15 protein-coding genes are annotated in these 16181 nt (G+C 60.4%); 3 read left to right on the forward strand and 12 right to left on the reverse strand.

Annotation, left to right across the window (positions count from 1 at the left end):
- Nucleotides 1-60: 60 nt before the first annotated feature.
- From G3A56_RS17315 to kduI, 6 genes are all read right to left on the reverse strand, one after another.
- Nucleotides 61-1038: a TRAP transporter substrate-binding protein gene (locus tag G3A56_RS17315; RefSeq protein ID WP_082185896.1), complete on the reverse strand. Its 978-nt coding sequence runs from the start codon at nt 1036-1038 to the stop codon at nt 61-63.
- 142 nt (nt 1039-1180) lie between these two features.
- Entirely contained in the window at nt 1181-2059 is an 879-nt protein-coding gene (locus G3A56_RS17320) for an amidohydrolase family protein (RefSeq protein WP_082185895.1), read from the reverse strand.
- Nucleotides 2056-3192 (reverse strand): D-galactarolactone cycloisomerase, encoded by a 1137-nt coding sequence (locus tag G3A56_RS17325; protein ID WP_082185894.1) that lies wholly within the window; start codon nt 3190-3192, stop codon nt 2056-2058. The genes G3A56_RS17320 and G3A56_RS17325 overlap by 4 nt, the downstream gene beginning before the upstream one ends.
- A gap of 35 nt (nt 3193-3227) precedes the next feature.
- Entirely contained in the window at nt 3228-4139 is a 912-nt protein-coding gene (gene kdgD / locus G3A56_RS17330) for a 5-dehydro-4-deoxyglucarate dehydratase (RefSeq protein ID WP_003499897.1), read from the reverse strand.
- 113 nt (nt 4140-4252) lie between these two features.
- Nucleotides 4253-4996: a 2-dehydro-3-deoxy-D-gluconate 5-dehydrogenase KduD gene (kduD, locus tag G3A56_RS17335; RefSeq protein WP_003499905.1), complete on the reverse strand. Its 744-nt coding sequence runs from the start codon at nt 4994-4996 to the stop codon at nt 4253-4255.
- Nucleotides 4993-5817 (reverse strand): 5-dehydro-4-deoxy-D-glucuronate isomerase, encoded by an 825-nt coding sequence (gene kduI / locus G3A56_RS17340; RefSeq protein WP_082185893.1) that lies wholly within the window; start codon nt 5815-5817, stop codon nt 4993-4995. Before kduI ends, kduD begins: the two co-directional genes overlap by 4 nt.
- 175 nt (nt 5818-5992) lie before the next feature.
- Here kduI and G3A56_RS17345 point away from each other — a divergent pair, with 175 nt between their 5' ends.
- The 3 genes from G3A56_RS17345 (at nt 5993) to G3A56_RS17355 (ending at nt 8020) form a co-directional block, all read left to right on the forward strand.
- Nucleotides 5993-6790: an NAD-dependent epimerase/dehydratase family protein gene (locus tag G3A56_RS17345; RefSeq protein ID WP_082185892.1), complete on the forward strand. Its 798-nt coding sequence runs from the start codon at nt 5993-5995 to the stop codon at nt 6788-6790.
- Nucleotides 6791-6923: 133 nt separating this feature from the next.
- Nucleotides 6924-7661 carry a FadR/GntR family transcriptional regulator gene (locus tag G3A56_RS17350; protein ID WP_082185891.1) on the forward strand — a complete coding sequence of 246 codons (738 nt, stop codon included), beginning with the start codon at nt 6924-6926 and terminating at the stop codon, nt 7659-7661.
- Between the two features lie 41 nt (nt 7662-7702).
- Nucleotides 7703-8020: a cupin domain-containing protein gene (locus tag G3A56_RS17355; protein WP_003499912.1), complete on the forward strand. Its 318-nt coding sequence runs from the start codon at nt 7703-7705 to the stop codon at nt 8018-8020.
- A gap of 10 nt (nt 8021-8030) precedes the next feature.
- On the opposite strand, the gene G3A56_RS17360 is transcribed toward G3A56_RS17355, so the two are convergent.
- The 6 genes from G3A56_RS17360 to G3A56_RS17385 form a co-directional block, all read right to left on the reverse strand.
- Nucleotides 8031-9263 carry a M24 family metallopeptidase gene (locus G3A56_RS17360; RefSeq protein ID WP_082185890.1) on the reverse strand — a complete coding sequence of 411 codons (1233 nt, stop codon included), beginning with the start codon at nt 9261-9263 and terminating at the stop codon, nt 8031-8033.
- Between the two features lie 466 nt (nt 9264-9729).
- Nucleotides 9730-11733: an aldo/keto reductase gene (locus tag G3A56_RS17365; RefSeq protein WP_082186092.1), complete on the reverse strand. Its 2004-nt coding sequence runs from the start codon at nt 11731-11733 to the stop codon at nt 9730-9732.
- A gap of 36 nt (nt 11734-11769) precedes the next feature.
- Entirely contained in the window at nt 11770-12855 is a 1086-nt protein-coding gene (locus tag G3A56_RS17370) for an ABC transporter ATP-binding protein (protein ID WP_082185889.1), read from the reverse strand.
- Between the two features lie 10 nt (nt 12856-12865).
- Complete coding sequence (locus G3A56_RS17375) at nt 12866-13702, reverse strand: carbohydrate ABC transporter permease (protein WP_082185888.1); 837 nt, start codon at nt 13700-13702, stop codon at nt 12866-12868.
- Entirely contained in the window at nt 13699-14559 is an 861-nt protein-coding gene (locus G3A56_RS17380) for a carbohydrate ABC transporter permease (protein WP_082186091.1), read from the reverse strand. Before G3A56_RS17380 ends, G3A56_RS17375 begins: the two co-directional genes overlap by 4 nt.
- Before the next feature lie 259 nt (nt 14560-14818).
- Nucleotides 14819-16090 carry an ABC transporter substrate-binding protein gene (locus G3A56_RS17385; RefSeq protein WP_082185887.1) on the reverse strand — a complete coding sequence of 424 codons (1272 nt, stop codon included), beginning with the start codon at nt 16088-16090 and terminating at the stop codon, nt 14819-14821.
- Between the last annotated feature and the right edge of the window lie 91 nt (nt 16091-16181).

Raw genomic sequence — 16181 nt, forward strand, 5'->3', positions numbered from 1 at the left:
TTCAAACAAGACGGCTGCAAAAGAAAACCGGCCCTGTCGCCAGAGCCGGTTTCCCCTATGTCACTTGACCGCTTTGACCCGTTCCAGAAGGTCCTTCATCTTCGGATCGGTCACGAACTTGTCGTAGACCGGACCCATCGCTGCAGCGAACTCCTCCTTGTTGACCTTGATGACGTTGACGCCGCCGGCACGCACCTTTTCTTCCGAGGCCTTTTCGCGCGCGCTCCACAATTCGCGCATCTTGCCAACGGAATCCTTCGCCGCCTGGCGCACGAGCTTCTGGTCTTCCGGAGAAAGTTTGTCCCAGGAGACCTTGGACATGACGAGGATTTCCGGGTTGAGGGAATGTTCCGTCAGCGAATAGTTCTTCGCGACCTCATAGTGGCGGGCGGATTCGTAGGACGGCCAGTTGTTTTCCGCACCGTCGACGACACCGGTTTCAAGCGAGGAATAGACCTCACCCATCGGCATCGGCGTCGGGTTGGCGCCAAACGCCTGCATCATCGAAATCCACAGATCCGATTGCTGCACGCGGATTTTCAGGCCCTTGAGGTCCGCCAGTTTTTCGATGGGCTTTTTGGTGGTGTAGAAAGAGCGCGCACCGGAATCATAAAAGGCAAGACCGACAAGGCCGTGTGGTTCGAAGGCCGCGAGAACCTCGTCGCCGATCGGCCCGTCAACGGTATTGTGCATGTGCTCCGTCGAACGGAACAGGAAAGGCAGGCCGAGAACGGTGGTTTCCTTCACCAGATTGTTGAAGGGCGCGGCATTGACGCGGTTCAGGTCGATGACGCCGAAGCGGGTCTGCTCGATGGTGTCTTTCTCACCCCCGAGAACCGAATTGTTCATGACCTGCACCTTGATGCGGCCCTTGGACCGCTCAGACAGGAGCTCGCCCATATATTTCACGGCTTCGACCGTCGGATAACCGTCGGGATGGATGTCTGCCGAACGCAGGGTGATTTCCTGCGCCTTGGCGGAAACGCCCGCGAGCGCGATCCCCATCGCGACGCACATCATGCTTGCAATCTTTTTCATGTCTTCCTCCTCCGTTGTAACAACGGTCCAGCCCCTCCAGGCTATAGGACCGAATTTTCACGCCCATCCGGGCCGGCATGCAAAGACCTTTCAGTTGACAAGGACGATGGGACCTCCCTTTCCCAACCATCCCGGATTGACACTATGCCGCCACGAATGGCGGCAGCTTGAACAGGACCTCGGGGTTATCCACCAGCGCGCGCTGGCGCGCCGCCTCATCCGGCAGCCAGCCAAGAACCAGCTCCGCAAGGCGGGCATCGTCCGGATAGGCCGCGGTCTCGCGGATGGAATTATGCGGCCAGTTGGTGCCCCAGATGATGCGCTCCGGCGCATGGGCCGCGATCACGCGCGAAAAGGCGGCAACATCCTCATAGGGCCAGCTCTCACGCGAACTTTCATACACCCCGGCGAATTTGAACCAGAGATTGCCGCGATCGATGAGTTTCAGAAGCGCGGCCATTTCCGGGCCATCGGTTTTAATGCCCCTGAAGAACTTGCCATGGTGGTCGAACACCCAGCGCGAGCGGATTGTCTCAAGGCGCGGCAGATGATCGAGCAGCGTATTGCCATCGAACTGCACCGCCACCATCCAGTCAGCCGCATGAGCACGCTCGTCCACCGCTTCCAGTTCGGAAAGGTTCACGGCACCGCCCGGCAGGTCCATGATACGCGCGCCGACAGCGCCAGCGGCCGCAAGTTGCTCCATGTCCTTTTCGGTCGTGCCGGCATCGATGATCACCACCGCACGCGCGGCCTCGCCCATCTCGGCAACACAGGCAAGCGTATTGGCATTGTCGCGCTGATGGGCATTGCCCTGGGTGATGATGACGCGGTCTATACCAAGCCATTGCATCAGCTGTCGGTACTCGGCAGGCCCCGGAAGCGAGCCCGGCGGCAGGCCCGGCCCGCCCGGCAAGGCGGGATATCCCGGCAGATAGAGATGCATCTGCGTGTCCACGGCACCCTCCGGAAAGGATGGCTTCGGCGGGGTACCGGTCAGCTGGCGTTCAAGGTCGCTCATGCGTCGGGCATCCTGAATTCGGTGAGCGCATCGCGATTGATCTCGATGCCGAGACCGGGACCATTGGGAATGGCGACAACGCCGTTCACCGCCTCGATCGGGTGCTTCAGCACGGCCTGACGGAAGGGATTGGGGGTGCGGTCGAATTCCATGATCGGCTCGATGGGGTTGACCCGCACCGGGTCAGGCGTCATCGCCGCCATAAATTGCAGGGCGGCGGCAATCTGCACACCGGTGCCCCAGACATGCGGTACAATGCGCACGCCGTGGAGTGTTGCGAGCGTGGCGATCTTCTGCGTTTCGGAAAAACCGCCGCAGCCGCAGAGATCGGGCTGGAGAATATCCACCGCACCGGCGGAAAGCGCCTGCCACATGCCATAACGCCCGTGCCAGGTCTCGCCGCCCGCAACCGGAATAGGCTGTCCTGCCCGAACGCGGGCATAGGCATCGAGCTGTTCGGGAACCACCGGCTCCTCGAACCAGTCGATGCCATAGTCAGCCGCACGGTTGCCAAGCGTGATGGCTTCCGTGACGGTATAACCATGATTGGCGTCGATCATCAGCCGCATATCCGGCCCGATCGCCTCACGCACGGCGGCGATGACGCGAAGATCTTCCTCGATGCCGAAACCGATCTTGATCTTGCAGGCGTGGAAACCGTCTGCCCGACGTTCCGCCATCTCTGCGGCATTGTCGGAAACTCGGTCGACGCCGTCGCGCTTGAAGCTGCCGGTGGCATAGGCGCGGACGCTTTCGCGCCAGCGCCCGCCGAGCAACATCGAAACGGAAGCGCCGTAATGCTTGCCCTTGATATCCCAGAGCGCGATATCGATGCCGGACAAAGCGGTGAGGCTGAGGCCGCGCTGGCCCTGATCGCGCAGGGCATTATAAAGCACGGCCCAGATCTTTTCGGTCTGGCGCGGGTCCTGGCCGATGAGCCAGCCGGAATAGGCCTGAACCACGGCGGCGTTCGGTCGCGCCGGACCGAGGCATTCGCCCCAGCCGACGGTTCCATCATCGCATTCGATCTCTACCAGAATATGGGCACGCCGGTCGAAGCGCATGGAGGCGCTTTCAAACGGCGTGTCCAGCCGATGTTCGAGCAGATGCGTGCGCACCGCCGTTATCTTCATCGCTCCCCTCCCGTTTTGCCCGGATCAGACCTTGATCAGGCCTTGCGCTTATGCGTGCCGATCAGGGCATCGAGCATGCCGATTTCCTCATTCGTCAGGTCCTTCAGCGGCGCACGCACCGGGCCGGCATCAAAGCCCTGCAGGCGAACACCGGCCTTGATGGCGGAGACGGCGTAACCCTTGGCGCGGTTGCGGATCGCCATGAACGGATAGAAGAACTCCGTCAGGATGCGTTCGCAGGTGGCGCGCTCGCCGGCACGCAACGCCGCGTAGAATTCGTTGGCAAGACCCGGCACGAAGTTGAAGACGGCCGAGGAATAGGTGGTGAAGCCGGCGCCGAGATAGGCTTCGGCAAACAGTTCCGCCGTCGGCATGCCGCCGAGATACATCAGGCGGTCACCCATCTTGGCGGTGATCTGGCGAACGAGACCGATATCACCGGTGCCATCCTTGAAGCCGACAAGGTTCGGGCATTCATCGCAAAGACGCGCCAGCGTATCCGCCTGGAGCACCGAATTGTCGCGGTTATAAACCATGACACCGATGCCGACCGACTGGCAGACCTTTTTGATATGCGCGTAGAGGCCTTCCTGCGGCGCATCGATGAGGTAATGCGGCAGAAGCAGGATGCCGTCAGCACCGACCTTTTCGACGGAACGGGCGATATCGACCGCAACCTCGGTGCCGTAGCCGCAGCCGGAAACGATTGCCGTTTCACCGGCCACTTCCTTGGCAGCCGAAACGATGGTGGGAATTTCATCCGGCTTCAGCGAGAAGAACTCGCCCGTGCCGCCCGCTGCAAACAGCACCGGCGCCTTGTAACCGGCGAGCCATTCGACATGCGCCCTGTAGCTATCGGCCGCAAAACGGCCCTCGGAATCAAAATGGGTGACCGGGAAGGAGAGCAGGCCGGAGCCGAGCGCCGCCTTGATTTGTTCAGGGTTCATGGACGAAATTCCTCTGCAAGTTCACTGACTGAAAGCCACCTAAACCGCTTGCCGTATATTTGTCAATAAGTCATCATACAAGTTATATGATGAATTTTCGAAACTGGCGCGGATCAGCGCGCCAGCCAGCCGCCATCCACATTCAAAATGGCGCCATGCACATAATCCGCCGCCGGCGATGCGAGGAAAACCGCCGCCCCGGCAATATCTTCGGAATGCCCCCATCGGCCAGCCGGGATACGCTCGAGAATAGCCTTGTTGCGGGCCACATCCGCCCGCAACGCCTCGGTATTGTTGGTTTCGATGTAACCTGGTGCGATGGCATTCACGTTGATGCCCTTTGCGGCCCACTCATTCGCCAGAAGCTTGGTGAGACCGGCCACGCCATGTTTCGCCGCCGTGTAGGAGGGCACGCGGATGCCACCCTGAAACGACAGGAGCGAGGCGATATTGACCACCTTGCCGGAGCGGCCTTTCGCCAGCAGCTCTTTCGCGAAAGCCTGCGTGGTGAAAAACAGCGCCTTGAGATTGACGTCCATCACCTCGTCCCAGTCGAGTTCGGAAAACTCGACGGAATCGGCACGGCGGATAATGCCGGCATTGTTGACGAGAATATCCAGACCGGCATCGGCAAAGCTGTCCTTCGCCGCCAAGGGATCGGCAAAGTCGATCGTGAGCGCGCTGGCCTTGCCGCCATTCTTCGCAATCAATTCCAGCGTTTCGTCGGGCGCACGGCGCGCAGCGCAGACCACTTCCGCACCGGCGGCGGCAAGGCCGATGGCGATTGCCTGGCCGAGCCCCGTATTGGCACCCGTCACCAATGCCTTACGCCCTTGAAGCGAAAAGGGATTTTTCATTTCAGATCCCCCGGCTGGATGAAGTCCATGTCGGTATAGTCGACATTGTCTCCCGCCATCGCCCAGATGAAGGTATAGGAGCCGATGCCGGCGCCGGAATGGATCGACCAGGGCGGCGAAACCGCACCCTCTTCATTCGAGATGAACAGATGCCGGGTTTCCTGCGGCTCACCCATCAGGTGCAGAACACGGGATTTCTCATCCATGCCGAAATAGAGATAGGCCTCCATGCGGCGATCATGAATGTGGGAAGGAATGGTGTTCCAGACGGAGCCGTCCTCCAGCGTCGTATAACCCAGCACCAGCTGGCAGCTTTCCATGACAAGCGGATGGATGAACTGGTTGATGGTGCGCTTGTTGGAAGTCTCCGTCGCGCCGAGCTTGACCTCCTTGCTATCGGCAAGGCTGACGAGCTTCGCTGGCAGGCTGCGATGGGCCGGGCACGACGTGATATAGAATCGCCCTGCCCCATCAAAGGTAACGGCACCGCTGCCCGCACCGAGATAAAGCACATCGCCACGATTGAGCGTGTAGCTCTGCCCGCCGGCGCTGACGGTGCCGGTCTCGCCTATATTGACGATACCCATCTCGCGCCGGTCAAGGAAAGACGGCGTCTTCGTTTCTTCTACCTTGTCCAGCGTCAATGGCGCGCCGTTCGGCACCGCGCCGCCCATGACGAAACGGTCGTAATGGGTGTAGATCAGTCTGACTTCACCGGAACGGAACATGTCGCTGGCGAGGAAATGCTTGCGAAGCCCTTCGGTATCGAGCGTTTTAGCAAATTCCGGGTTGACGGCCTGCCTTGTTTCGACGGTCAGCATCAAACTCATCCTTCATGATTGTTGCGTATATGACATAATATATGTTATCCGCTTTTTGTACGATCTGTATGATAAGGTCAAGAGGTGCTGAGATATCTCGACCACGCCGGAGAGGCTGGATGCGGGTTTTCCGCAGCTTCGTTGATCCGCAGTCCATTCGTTTGGGAGAATTGTAATGAAACGGCTTCTTGTTACCGGTGCGGCAGGCCAGCTCGGCCGTGTCATGCGCAAGCGCCTCGCACCGATGGCCGAGATATTGCGTCTTGCCGATCTTTCGCCGCTCGATCCGGCCGGACCGAACGAAGAGTGCCTGCAATGCGATCTGGCCGACGCCAGCGCCGTCGATGCGATGGTGGCCGATTGTGACGGCATCGTCCATCTCGGCGGCATATCGGTGGAGCGGCCTTTCGAGCAGATCCTTCAGGGCAATATTATCGGGCTTTATAACCTCTATGAGGCAGCCCGCGCCCATGGGCAGCCGCGAATCGTCTTCGCCAGTTCCAATCACACGATCGGTTATTATTCCCAGACCGAGCGGCTCGGACCGGACGTCCCCTTCCGGCCAGACGGTCTTTACGGCGTTTCCAAATGTTTCGGCGAAAGCCTCGCCCGCATGTATTTCGAAAAATTCGGTCAGGAGACGGCGCTGGTCCGTATCGGCTCCTGCACGGCAGAACCGCAAAACCACCGCATGTTGTCGACCTGGTTTTCGCAGGATGACTTCGTATCGCTGATCGAGGCGGTTTTCCGCGCGCCCGTGCTCGGTTGCCCGGTCATCTGGGGCGCGTCTGCGAATGATGCGGGCTGGTGGGACAATTCGCACCTCGGCTGGCTTGGCTGGAAACCGAAGGACAATGCAGAGACCTTCCGGCAGCATATTGCCGAGACAACGCCGCAACCGGACCCGAAAGATGCGGTGGCGCGGTTTCAGGGCGGCGTTTTCATCGACAACCCGATCTTCAAGGCGGACTGAAATGCCCTATGAGACCGGCAGGCGCGACAACCGGTCTTTCCTGTGCGAGGAGCGGGATTGCAAGCCGGGCCGCGAATAACGTATCGAGGAATACCAGGCGCAACCTGCACCCTTTTTTAGAACGGCGATGACAATGACAAAAGCGACAATCTCCGAACCCGCAGCTCCGCAAGCCAAGACGCTTGTGGTGAAGGTTTCGGAGGAGCTCCGCAGCCAGATCGCCAAGGGCCGTTACAAGACGGGCGAGCGCCTGCCTTCCGAAGCGCAGATGACGCAGGAATTCGGCGTGAGCCGCACCGTGGTGCGTGAGGCCATCGCCTCACTCAGGTCCGATGGTCTGGTCGAACCGCGTCAGGGTGCGGGCGTTTTTGTACTGGAGCCAGCGCCAGTCGAGCGACGGCCTTTCCACAATGTCGATCTCGCCCGTGTCTCGTCGCTGATCGAAATGCTGGAACTGCGCACCGCCGTCGAGGGGGATGCTGCCGGTCTTGCCGCCCTTCGCCGCTCGCCGGCGCAGGAGGAAAAGATCATCGAAGCCTTCGATGCCTTCCGCGCCAGCGCCGCCAAGGGCATTCCGACGGCAGAAGCTGATTTCGCCTTTCACCTGGCGGTTGCCGAGGCGACCAACAATCCGCGCTTCAGTGAGTTTCTACAGGTGCTGGGCCCGACCCTCATTCCACGCCGCGCCGTTGCTGAAAACGGCACTGAAACCGTGCTTTCGCCCGCCGATCTCAACCGGCTTGTCGGCGAGCATGAAGCAATTCTGATTGCGATACAGGACGGTGACGAAGAGGCGGCCAGAAACGCCATGCGTCACCACCTGAAAAGCAGCCAGACGCGGTATCGCGCCATGCTGCGCGCACCGCGCTGAAACTTCCCGCATATCCACATTGCAAGACCGAGGAGAACGACATGCAGCAGCTTCCGACATTCCCGACAGTTTCACCCGACGATGGCGTTGAACGCACCGTGCTGTCCGAAGCGCCTGAACTGATGGTTGTTTCGTTCCGCTTCAAAACCGGTGCGGAAGGCAAGCTGCACAGCCACCCGCATGTGCAATCCACCTATGTCGCCAGCGGCAGCTTCCGCTTTTATCGCGATGGCGAGGCTTACGACCTGCAGAAAGGCGACAGTCTCGTCGTCCCCGGCCACATCGAACACGGCTGCCTGTGTCTGGAAGAGGGCGAGCTGATCGACTGCTTCACCCCGCGCCGCGACGATTTCCTCTGAGGGACGGTAATCAGTCTAGAGACAAATCCCGCAGGGTGCGTGGCAAGCTGTTCATGCACTCTGTCCCTGCCGAGGTGACGAGAAACTGGTCCTCGATCATCAGCGCCCCTAGCCCTTCACCATAGAAGGGCGCTTCGAGCGCCACGACCATGCCGGGCAGAATGATTTCCGGATTGTCATGGGAAAAGAACGGCCATTCCTCGATCCCGACCCCGCCGCCAACCGAATGGCCAAAATGGCCGCGATAATATTCGGTGAACCCGTCTTTGCGCATCGAGGCCAGCATGGCGGCGTGCACCGCGCCAAATGTATTGCCGGGGCGGAGAGCTTCGAGCCCGCTGGCAAAGGCTGCCTCCAGCGCCTTGAAAATATCGGCCGCGAGCGGAGAGACCGGCCCCCATGAAAACGTCCGCGCGCCGTCCGACGAATAACCGTCGACCAGCGTGCCGACATCGGCCTTAATCAGCGCGCCCGGCGTAACGACCGCCGCCATATCCGACAAAGCCGGGCCGATGGATATGTAATCCCAATGGCCGCTCAGCGAAAGACCCGAGTTGATGGCATGCGCCTGTGCGCCTGATTTCCAGGCGGCTGAAAGCTGGCCAAGCGCCGCTCCAGGCCGGATGGCGGCCGCCATCTCGATCAGTCCGGCCTCGGCGGCGGCCGCCGCCCGTCTGAGGAGCCCTGTCTCGCGTTCGGATTTTACGGCACGCAGACGTTTCAGCACCGTCGAACCGTCCACCCAGGTGACATCGGGAAGGGCCTGACGCAGGGCGAGAAAATCAGCGGCGGGCATGAATTCCAGGTCCGCGCCAATGCGCGCCGCAGACAGCCCGCGCTCCTGCAGAAGATCGGCCAGCAGACCGAAACAGGTGCCCCGATCGAATGTCTCAGGTCTCGGCCCACCGGAATTGTGGCGGCGATAGGCATCGTCCACCTGCGAGATGTTTTCGACGTTCGACAGATCGACCATATCGATCCAGATCCGATGGCAGCGCAAATCGACATCGGGCACGGCCCCTGCGACAAGAGGTGCGGCATGATCGCTGACGACAGCGCCCAATCTCGTCCCGGCATCGGCGGGCACCAGCGCGATTGCCGAACCCGCCCTGCCCCACATCGTCGCGACACCCGCATGCGCCCCGACCGCATAACGAAAGGCTTCCGGCTGGAAAAACACCAGCGCCTCGATATCCGCCTCCCGCATCAGCTGCTGCGCACGGCTTCGGTCGATATCGCTCATGGGAACCCCGTAGATCGTTTGCCTGCGGTGCGAGACCGCAACGTTTATGAACCTACGCTTTAGCAGTCGCCGGGAGAGGAATGAAGGTGGAAGATGACACCCACAACCGGAAGCTCACAATTCGGCGCGAGCGGGTGCCTCTCGTTTCTTCTCCCCCGCGGGGAGAAGTCCGCGGCAGCGGGATGAGGGGGCGACGGTAGAGATATGCGGAGAGCTTGCCCCCTCATCTACACCTTCGGGGATCTTCTCCACGGCGGGGAGAAGAAACGGGCAGCGACGCCTCATGGATTGACGTTCGGGGCAAATCCACTGCAGAGCTGCTCACAGATCTCCCCACAGCCGCGACGTCATCCTCGGGCCTGACCCGAGGATCCATTTTTTCGGCGGGTGTGGATCCTCGGGTCAAGCCCGAGGATGACAGGTTTTTGACAATTGCTCCCACCGCCCCGGAGAATCCGCTAACGCCTCACGCCTCCAGCCACTTCACCTGCTCAGCCGTCAGCGCAATATCCAGCGCCGAAAGACTGTCCTCAAGCTCAGCGATGGTGCGCGGCCCGATCAACGGAATAACCGGGAAGGGTTGTGCGATGACGTAAGCAAGCGCGACGTGGATCGGGTGGCGGCCGAGTTTCCGCGCAAGCTCGATCGCGCGGTCGCGGCGATCGAAATTGCGGTCGGAATACCAGACGCGGACGATTTCCTCATCATCACGCTTGTCCCGCCCGGCGCGGTCGGTGAAGAAGCCGCGCCCCTGGCTCGACCAGGCGAAGTTCGGGATCTGACGGGACTGGAGCCATGCCTTCCACTCATCATCCGACGCCGCCACGCATCCCGCCCAGATGGGATCCAGCATTTCAGCTAGAGAGAAGTTGTTGGAAAGAGCGCCGGGCGCCTGTTTGCCGTTCTCCTGCGCATAGGCCGCCGCCTCGTCCATGCGATCGCGCGTCCAGTTCGACCCGCCGAAAATTCCGCGAATACGGCCGCGCTGCACTTCGGCATCCATCGCATCCACGAATTCGCCAACCGGCACATCCGGATTGTCACGATGCATGAAATAGACATCGACATAATCCGTTTTCAGACGATCGAGCGACTGATCGAGCTGTTTGGCGATCATATCCGGATAGCAGAGCGGCGAATGGGCTCCCTTGCCGATCAGCACGATCTCCTCACGCGGCACCTTGCGGCTGGTGTGCCAGTCACCGAAAATCGCCTCTGTTTTGCCCGCACCGTAGACATAAGCGGTATCGAACAGATTGCCGCCCGCCTCATAAAAGGCATCGAGCGTCAGGGATGCGGAGGCGAAGTTGGGGAAGAACTCGAAACCGAGCGCAACCACCGAAGCGGGCTTGGCAACACCCGGTATCTGCCGCTTCGGAACCGCATGACCGGCCACGACCTTTCCACCGGCAATATTCGCGACACGAGAGGTCGCCTTTTCGACGCTGTATTCGAGGCCGACAGAGGCGCGCCATTGGTCCATGACCCGCAGATTGCCGAGGCTGTCGGCCCAGCCCATGCCGGGTGCAGCGAACTCCTGCTTGCCCTGCCTGATCGCCTCACCCGCCGCATCGACCTCGAATGAATAGAGCCAGCGGTCCTCCGGCACTTCGATGGTTTCGACCTTGTCGCCCCTGACGATATCGATCCGGCCGGTGCCGCCCTTGTGGCCGGCGGCGAACCAGAAATCCCTGATCTCGATACGGCCTTCCGAACCGATGATGCGCAGCACATTGTCCTGCCCCGCCATGATCGAGCAGGACACTTCGGCGACGATGCCGTTTGAAAATTTGAGAACGGCCGAGGCCCATTCATCGACGCCCGACTGGCCGAGATGGGCCGCACCGACAACCTTTTCCGGCTCGGCGAAGGGCTTGCCATCCACGGCGCCGGCAATCAGCCGCACCATGGATACGGGATAACCGCCAACATCGAGAATGCCGCCACCCGCCATCTCATTGGCGAAAAGCCGATGATCGGCCCGGAAAGAGCCCATGTTGAAACCGAAGCTGGAGCGGATGATGCGGATATCGCCAATGGCTCGGCTCCTGATCAATTCCACCAGTTTCGCCGTCTGCGGATGCAGGCGGTACATATAGGCCTCGCCGGCAAAGACACCGGCCTTTTTCGCCTCATGGAAAATGGCGTCGGCATCATAGGCGGAAAGCGCGATCGGTTTCTCAACCAGCACGTTCTTACCCGCCCGGATCGCCTTGATCGCCCATTCCGCGTGGCCGGTATGGGGTGTGGCGATATAAACTGCGTCGATATCGGGGTCGGAAAGCAGCGCATCGTAACCATGAATGATGCGCGCGCCGACAAAGGCGTCAGTAAGGCCGGGCTTTTCCGGATTGCGGGTGGCGATGGCCTCTAACCTGCCGGTGCGGGAATGGGCAATGCCGTCTGCAAAAGTCCTGGCGATGGTGCCCGGGCCGATGATGCCCCAGCGGATCGGTTGGTCGGTCGTCATGAAATCCTCGTCTGTCATGGGTGCTTGGGAAAAGGTTCAGCGCAGGCGGGTGCCCTTGCTGTCGAAAAGAAAGGCCTTGCGGGCCGAGAGACCGACCGTCAGCCGATCGCGATTGGCGACATCGCGCGATTCCGGGCGCTCGATCACAAGCTGCTCGCCGCCTGCCGTCCGGGCATAGACGTAGCTGGTATTGCCGAGATGCTCGGCGACATCGACATGCACGGTGAGATCGGCATCGCCCTTTCCTGCATCGGCAAAATGTTCGGGCCGGATGCCGAGCGAGACCTTGCTTCCCTCGCTCAAGCGATCCCGTACAGGCAGGGTCAGCCGCACGGCGGGATCGCTGTCGAGCGACAGCGTTGCGCTCTCCGCGCCCATACCGATGACGGTCGCCTCCAGAAAATTCATCTTCGGCGAACCGACGAAACCGGCGACAAAACGGTTGGCGGGGTCGTCATAAAGATCGAGCGGCGCACCGACCTGTTCGATATTGCCCGCGCGCAGAACCACGATCTTGTCGGCCAGCGTCATTGCCTCGGTCTGGTCATGGGTGACGTAGATCATCGTGGTGCCGAGCTGCTTGTGCAGCCGCGAGATTTCCACCCGCATCTGCACCCGAAGTTCCGCATCGAGGTTCGACAGGGGTTCGTCGAACAGGAACACCTGCGGCTCACGCACGATGGCGCGGCCGATGGCGACGCGCTGCCGCTGCCCGCCGGAAAGCTGTTTCGGCCGGCGTTCCATCAACTCGTTGATCTGCAGAATTTCGGCGGCGCGGCTGACGCGCTTTTGCGTATCGGCTTTGGGATTGCCGTTCATCCTCAGACCAAAGGAGAGGTTTTCGGCAACCGTCATATGCGGATAGAGCGCGTAAGACTGGAACACCATGGCGATGCCACGATCGGCCGGATCGGCATCGTTGACCGTCCTGCCGCCGATGCTGATATCGCCGTCCGATATATCCTCCAGCCCGGCGATCATGCGCAGAAGCGTGGATTTGCCGCAGCCGGACGGGCCGACGAAGACCACGAACTCACCATCGGCAATTTCGAGATCGGCACCGTGGATGACTTCGAGCGCGCCGAAGCGCTTGACGACGTTTTTGAGCGAAAGTTCCGCCATGCGGCCTCCCTTACTTGACTGCCCCGGCGGAAATGCCGGCGATGAAGTGACGCTGCAGAGCCACAAAAACCACGAGGATGGGCGCGGTGAGCAGAACCGCCCCCGCCATGATGCCGCCCCATGACACTTTGGTGAGCCCGATGAGGGTGCCAAGCGCCACGGGTGCGGTCATCATTCCTGGGCGGGAATTGATGAGAAGCGGCCAGAGATAGTTGTTCCACGAGGCAAGGAAGAGGATGATCGACAGCGCCGCCATGGTGGGCCGCGCCAGCGGCAGGGCGATGCGCAGGAATATCTGCCACTCCTTCACGCCCTCGACCCTTGCCGCATCGAAAAGCTCCGTCGGCATCATCGAGAAGGACTGCCGCATGAACAGCACGCCGAGCGAATTGAACAGCGGGGGCACAATCAGCGCCACCCATGTGTTTGCGAGCTTGAATTCCCGCGCCACCATGATGAATTGCGGAATGACGACGACCGCGAAAGGCAGTGTGATGGTACCGAGAATGATGGCAATCACCACCGAGCGTCCCGCAAAGCGGTACCGCGCCAGCGCCCAGCCCGCCATCGAGGTCAGGAACACCGAAAGAACGGTGTAGATGACGGCGACGGTGATTGAGATGAACATGGCCCTGAGGAAGTCGGTATCCGCCTGCAGGTTGTTGAAATTCTCGATGAAATTGGTGGAGGGGACGAGCACGATATCCGGGCTGAAAATGCCGTAATCCGGCATGGTCGAAAACACGAACATCATCCACAGCGGAAACAGCCAGATGACGGCGAGCGGCGTCAGCGCCGCATGCAGGGCAATCTTCTGCCAGAAAAGCGATCTGGATTTCGATCTCATTTCGGCTCCCTCCCGACCCAGAGATTGAGAAGTGAAATGGCGATGGCGAGCGCCGCCATTGTGTAGGCGATGGCCGAGGCGTAGCCGAAATTGAGCGAGGTGAAGCCCTGTCGGTAAAGGAAAAGCCCCAGCGTTTCCGTGCCGCCGCCCGGCCCGCCCCTGTTGGTGATGAGGAAAGGTTCGGCGAAAAGCTGCATGGTGCCGATGACCGACAGGACCACGCAGAAGAGGATGATCGGCTTCAACAGCGGCAGGGTGATGTGGAAGAACTGCTGCCGCTTGCTCACCTTGTCCAGCGTCGCCGCCTCATAGACATCGCCCGGAATGGATTGCAGCCCGGCCAGAATGATGATGGCGTTATACCCCGCCCAGCGCCAGGTGACGGCGATGATGACCAGCGCCATCGCCGCATTGGCATTGTCGAACCACGAGATTGGCGAAAGGCCAACGGAGGTGATGAGCTTGTTGATGATGCCGAAATCGGCACTGAACATCAGCCGGAAAACGGCCGCATAAGCGACCTCTCCAACGACGACGGGTGCAAAGAAGGCAAAACGATAAAGCGGGCGCACCTTCAACAGCGGCGAGTTCAGAAGCACCGCCATGACGGTCGCAAGCGCGATCATGACAGGCACCTGAATGATGAGAATGATCAGCGTATTATAAAGCGCGTTGTAGAACGCCGGATCGGAGACGAGCCGCCCCCAGTTCATGGACGGCGCGAACCGCCAGGGATTGATGCGGGTATTCTGGAACGACAGCATGAACGAGCTGATGATCGGCCAGACCCAGAAGGTGGCGAAAATCAGGAGATAGGGCGCAAGGAACGCATAAGCGATCCTGTTCCTTGACGGCATGACGACCTCCAGATGCCGGACTTGGGCCGGATAAATGGAAAAGCTTGGAAGAGGCCCGCCCTTTAAGGGGCCAAGCCATTGCAAAGCGTCGCGGCATATTTCTTCTCCCCGAGGGGAGAAGGTGGCCCGAAGGGTCGGATGAGGGGGCTGGCTCTCCGGATATCTCTACCCTCGCCCCCTCATCCCGCTGCCGCGGACTTCTCCCCCTCGGGGAGAAGAAAAGTGCAGCACCCTCTCGGTCCATAAAACAGCCACCGGCTTACTGCGCGACCGGCAGCCCCGTGGCCGTTTCGATCTGCTTGGCCGCATCGTCGAGCGCTGCTTTCGCATCGGGATAACCGCCTGCGAAATATTTGGTCTGCGCCGCCTTGTAGATCGCATCCGCATCCGACTGGAACGCGGTTCCGCGGCTCGGCACGATTTTCGGCAGGGTTGCCAGAATATCGGTCCAGACCGCCTGCCCGCCCCAATAGGCCTGCTTTTCCTTGACGAAAGGATCATCGATGGCGGAGAGCAGCGAGGGAACGAGGCCGAAGGATTTCAGCATCGTCACCTGCCCCTCATTGGTGGTGAGCGCATAGTCGATATATTTCCAGGCGGCTTCCTTGTGCTCGGACGTCGAGCTGATCGCCAGCGAAGAACCGCCGAGATTGGCGGCATGCGGGCCATCGGGCGTGAGGCTCGGCATCAGATAGACGCCCCACTTGCCCGAAAGATCGGGGGAGCCGGAGCGAACGGTGCCTTCATACCAGGCGCCATACATCTGGCTTGCAGCCTTGCCGGCCGTATTGGCCTGGATCTTCTCGTCCCAGATCGCGGCCGTGATGATGCCCGCGTCCTTCATTTGCTTGACCTTTTCAAGGGTCGCGACACAGGCAGGCTTGTTGATGGTGATGCTCTGGCCGTCGGTCGAAAAGTAACCGCATCCCTGCTCGTTGGCGATCATGCGGAACCATTCGCTGTCACCGTTGAAATCGGCCTGCGCCATCACCGTGCCGGGATTGGCCGCCATGACCTTCTTGCCCGCATCGGTGAAATCGTCCCAGCTCTTGATGGTGGCAGGATCAACACCCGCCTTTTCGTAGAAGTCACGGCGATAAAACACCGCCACAGGACCGGAATCCCACGGAACGGCATAGGCGACACCTTCCACCTCCAGTTCCGTGCGCTTGAAATCGGGAAAAAGCGCCTGCTTCTCAGGCGAGTAGCCAAGCTCGGTCAGATTGGCGAAACAATCGGGAAAACGGCTCCAGAACAGCTCCGCCTCAAAGTTCTCAATGGTTACGATGTCAGGCAGACCATCGCCACCGGCGGCGCAGGCCGCCAGCGTCTTGTCAAAAACCTGATTGTTTCCAAGGTCTTCAACGACGATCTTTATATCCGGATTCTGCTTGTTGAAGCCTTCGACCGTGGATTTCAGCGCGGAAGCCGCGACATTCCAGCTCCAGATGGTGACGGTCTCGGATTGCGCGAATGCCGGGGCTGCGAGAAGCACCAGAGCAGTAGACGCGCCAAGAAATTTAAAGCACATTGAAAACCTCCCTTTTTCAATTGCCGTTCTTCAGCGAACATGGGCACATTACCGGCGGCAGGAAATCTGTCTCGTAAAAAGGGAACATCGA

This window comes from Rhizobium oryzihabitans, from assembly GCF_010669145.1.
Classification (GTDB): domain Bacteria; phylum Pseudomonadota; class Alphaproteobacteria; order Rhizobiales; family Rhizobiaceae; genus Agrobacterium; species Agrobacterium oryzihabitans.

Bases quoted from the DNA above. Each gene is read 5' to 3' on its own strand.
- G3A56_RS17315 (WP_082185896.1), bottom strand. From the start codon at position 1,038: ATGAAAAAGATTGCAAGCATGATGTGCGTCGCGATGGGGATCGCGCTC.
- G3A56_RS17320 (WP_082185895.1), bottom strand. From the start codon at position 2,059: ATGAGCGACCTTGAACGCCAGCTGACCGGTACCCCGCCGAAGCCATCC.
- G3A56_RS17325 (WP_082185894.1), bottom strand. From the start codon at position 3,192: ATGAAGATAACGGCGGTGCGCACGCATCTGCTCGAACATCGGCTGGAC.
- kdgD (WP_003499897.1), bottom strand. From the start codon at position 4,139: ATGAACCCTGAACAAATCAAGGCGGCGCTCGGCTCCGGCCTGCTCTCC.
- kduD (WP_003499905.1), bottom strand. From the start codon at position 4,996: ATGAAAAATCCCTTTTCGCTTCAAGGGCGTAAGGCATTGGTGACGGGT.
- kduI (WP_082185893.1), bottom strand. From the start codon at position 5,817: ATGCTGACCGTCGAAACAAGGCAGGCCGTCAACCCGGAATTTGCTAAA.
- G3A56_RS17345 (WP_082185892.1), top strand. From the start codon at position 5,993: ATGAAACGGCTTCTTGTTACCGGTGCGGCAGGCCAGCTCGGCCGTGTC.
- G3A56_RS17350 (WP_082185891.1), top strand. From the start codon at position 6,924: ATGACAAAAGCGACAATCTCCGAACCCGCAGCTCCGCAAGCCAAGACG.
- G3A56_RS17355 (WP_003499912.1), top strand. From the start codon at position 7,703: ATGCAGCAGCTTCCGACATTCCCGACAGTTTCACCCGACGATGGCGTT.
- G3A56_RS17360 (WP_082185890.1), bottom strand. From the start codon at position 9,263: ATGAGCGATATCGACCGAAGCCGTGCGCAGCAGCTGATGCGGGAGGCG.
- G3A56_RS17365 (WP_082186092.1), bottom strand. From the start codon at position 11,733: ATGACGACCGACCAACCGATCCGCTGGGGCATCATCGGCCCGGGCACC.
- G3A56_RS17370 (WP_082185889.1), bottom strand. From the start codon at position 12,855: ATGGCGGAACTTTCGCTCAAAAACGTCGTCAAGCGCTTCGGCGCGCTC.
- G3A56_RS17375 (WP_082185888.1), bottom strand. From the start codon at position 13,702: ATGAGATCGAAATCCAGATCGCTTTTCTGGCAGAAGATTGCCCTGCAT.
- G3A56_RS17380 (WP_082186091.1), bottom strand. From the start codon at position 14,559: ATGCCGTCAAGGAACAGGATCGCTTATGCGTTCCTTGCGCCCTATCTC.
- G3A56_RS17385 (WP_082185887.1), bottom strand. From the start codon at position 16,090: ATGTGCTTTAAATTTCTTGGCGCGTCTACTGCTCTGGTGCTTCTCGCA.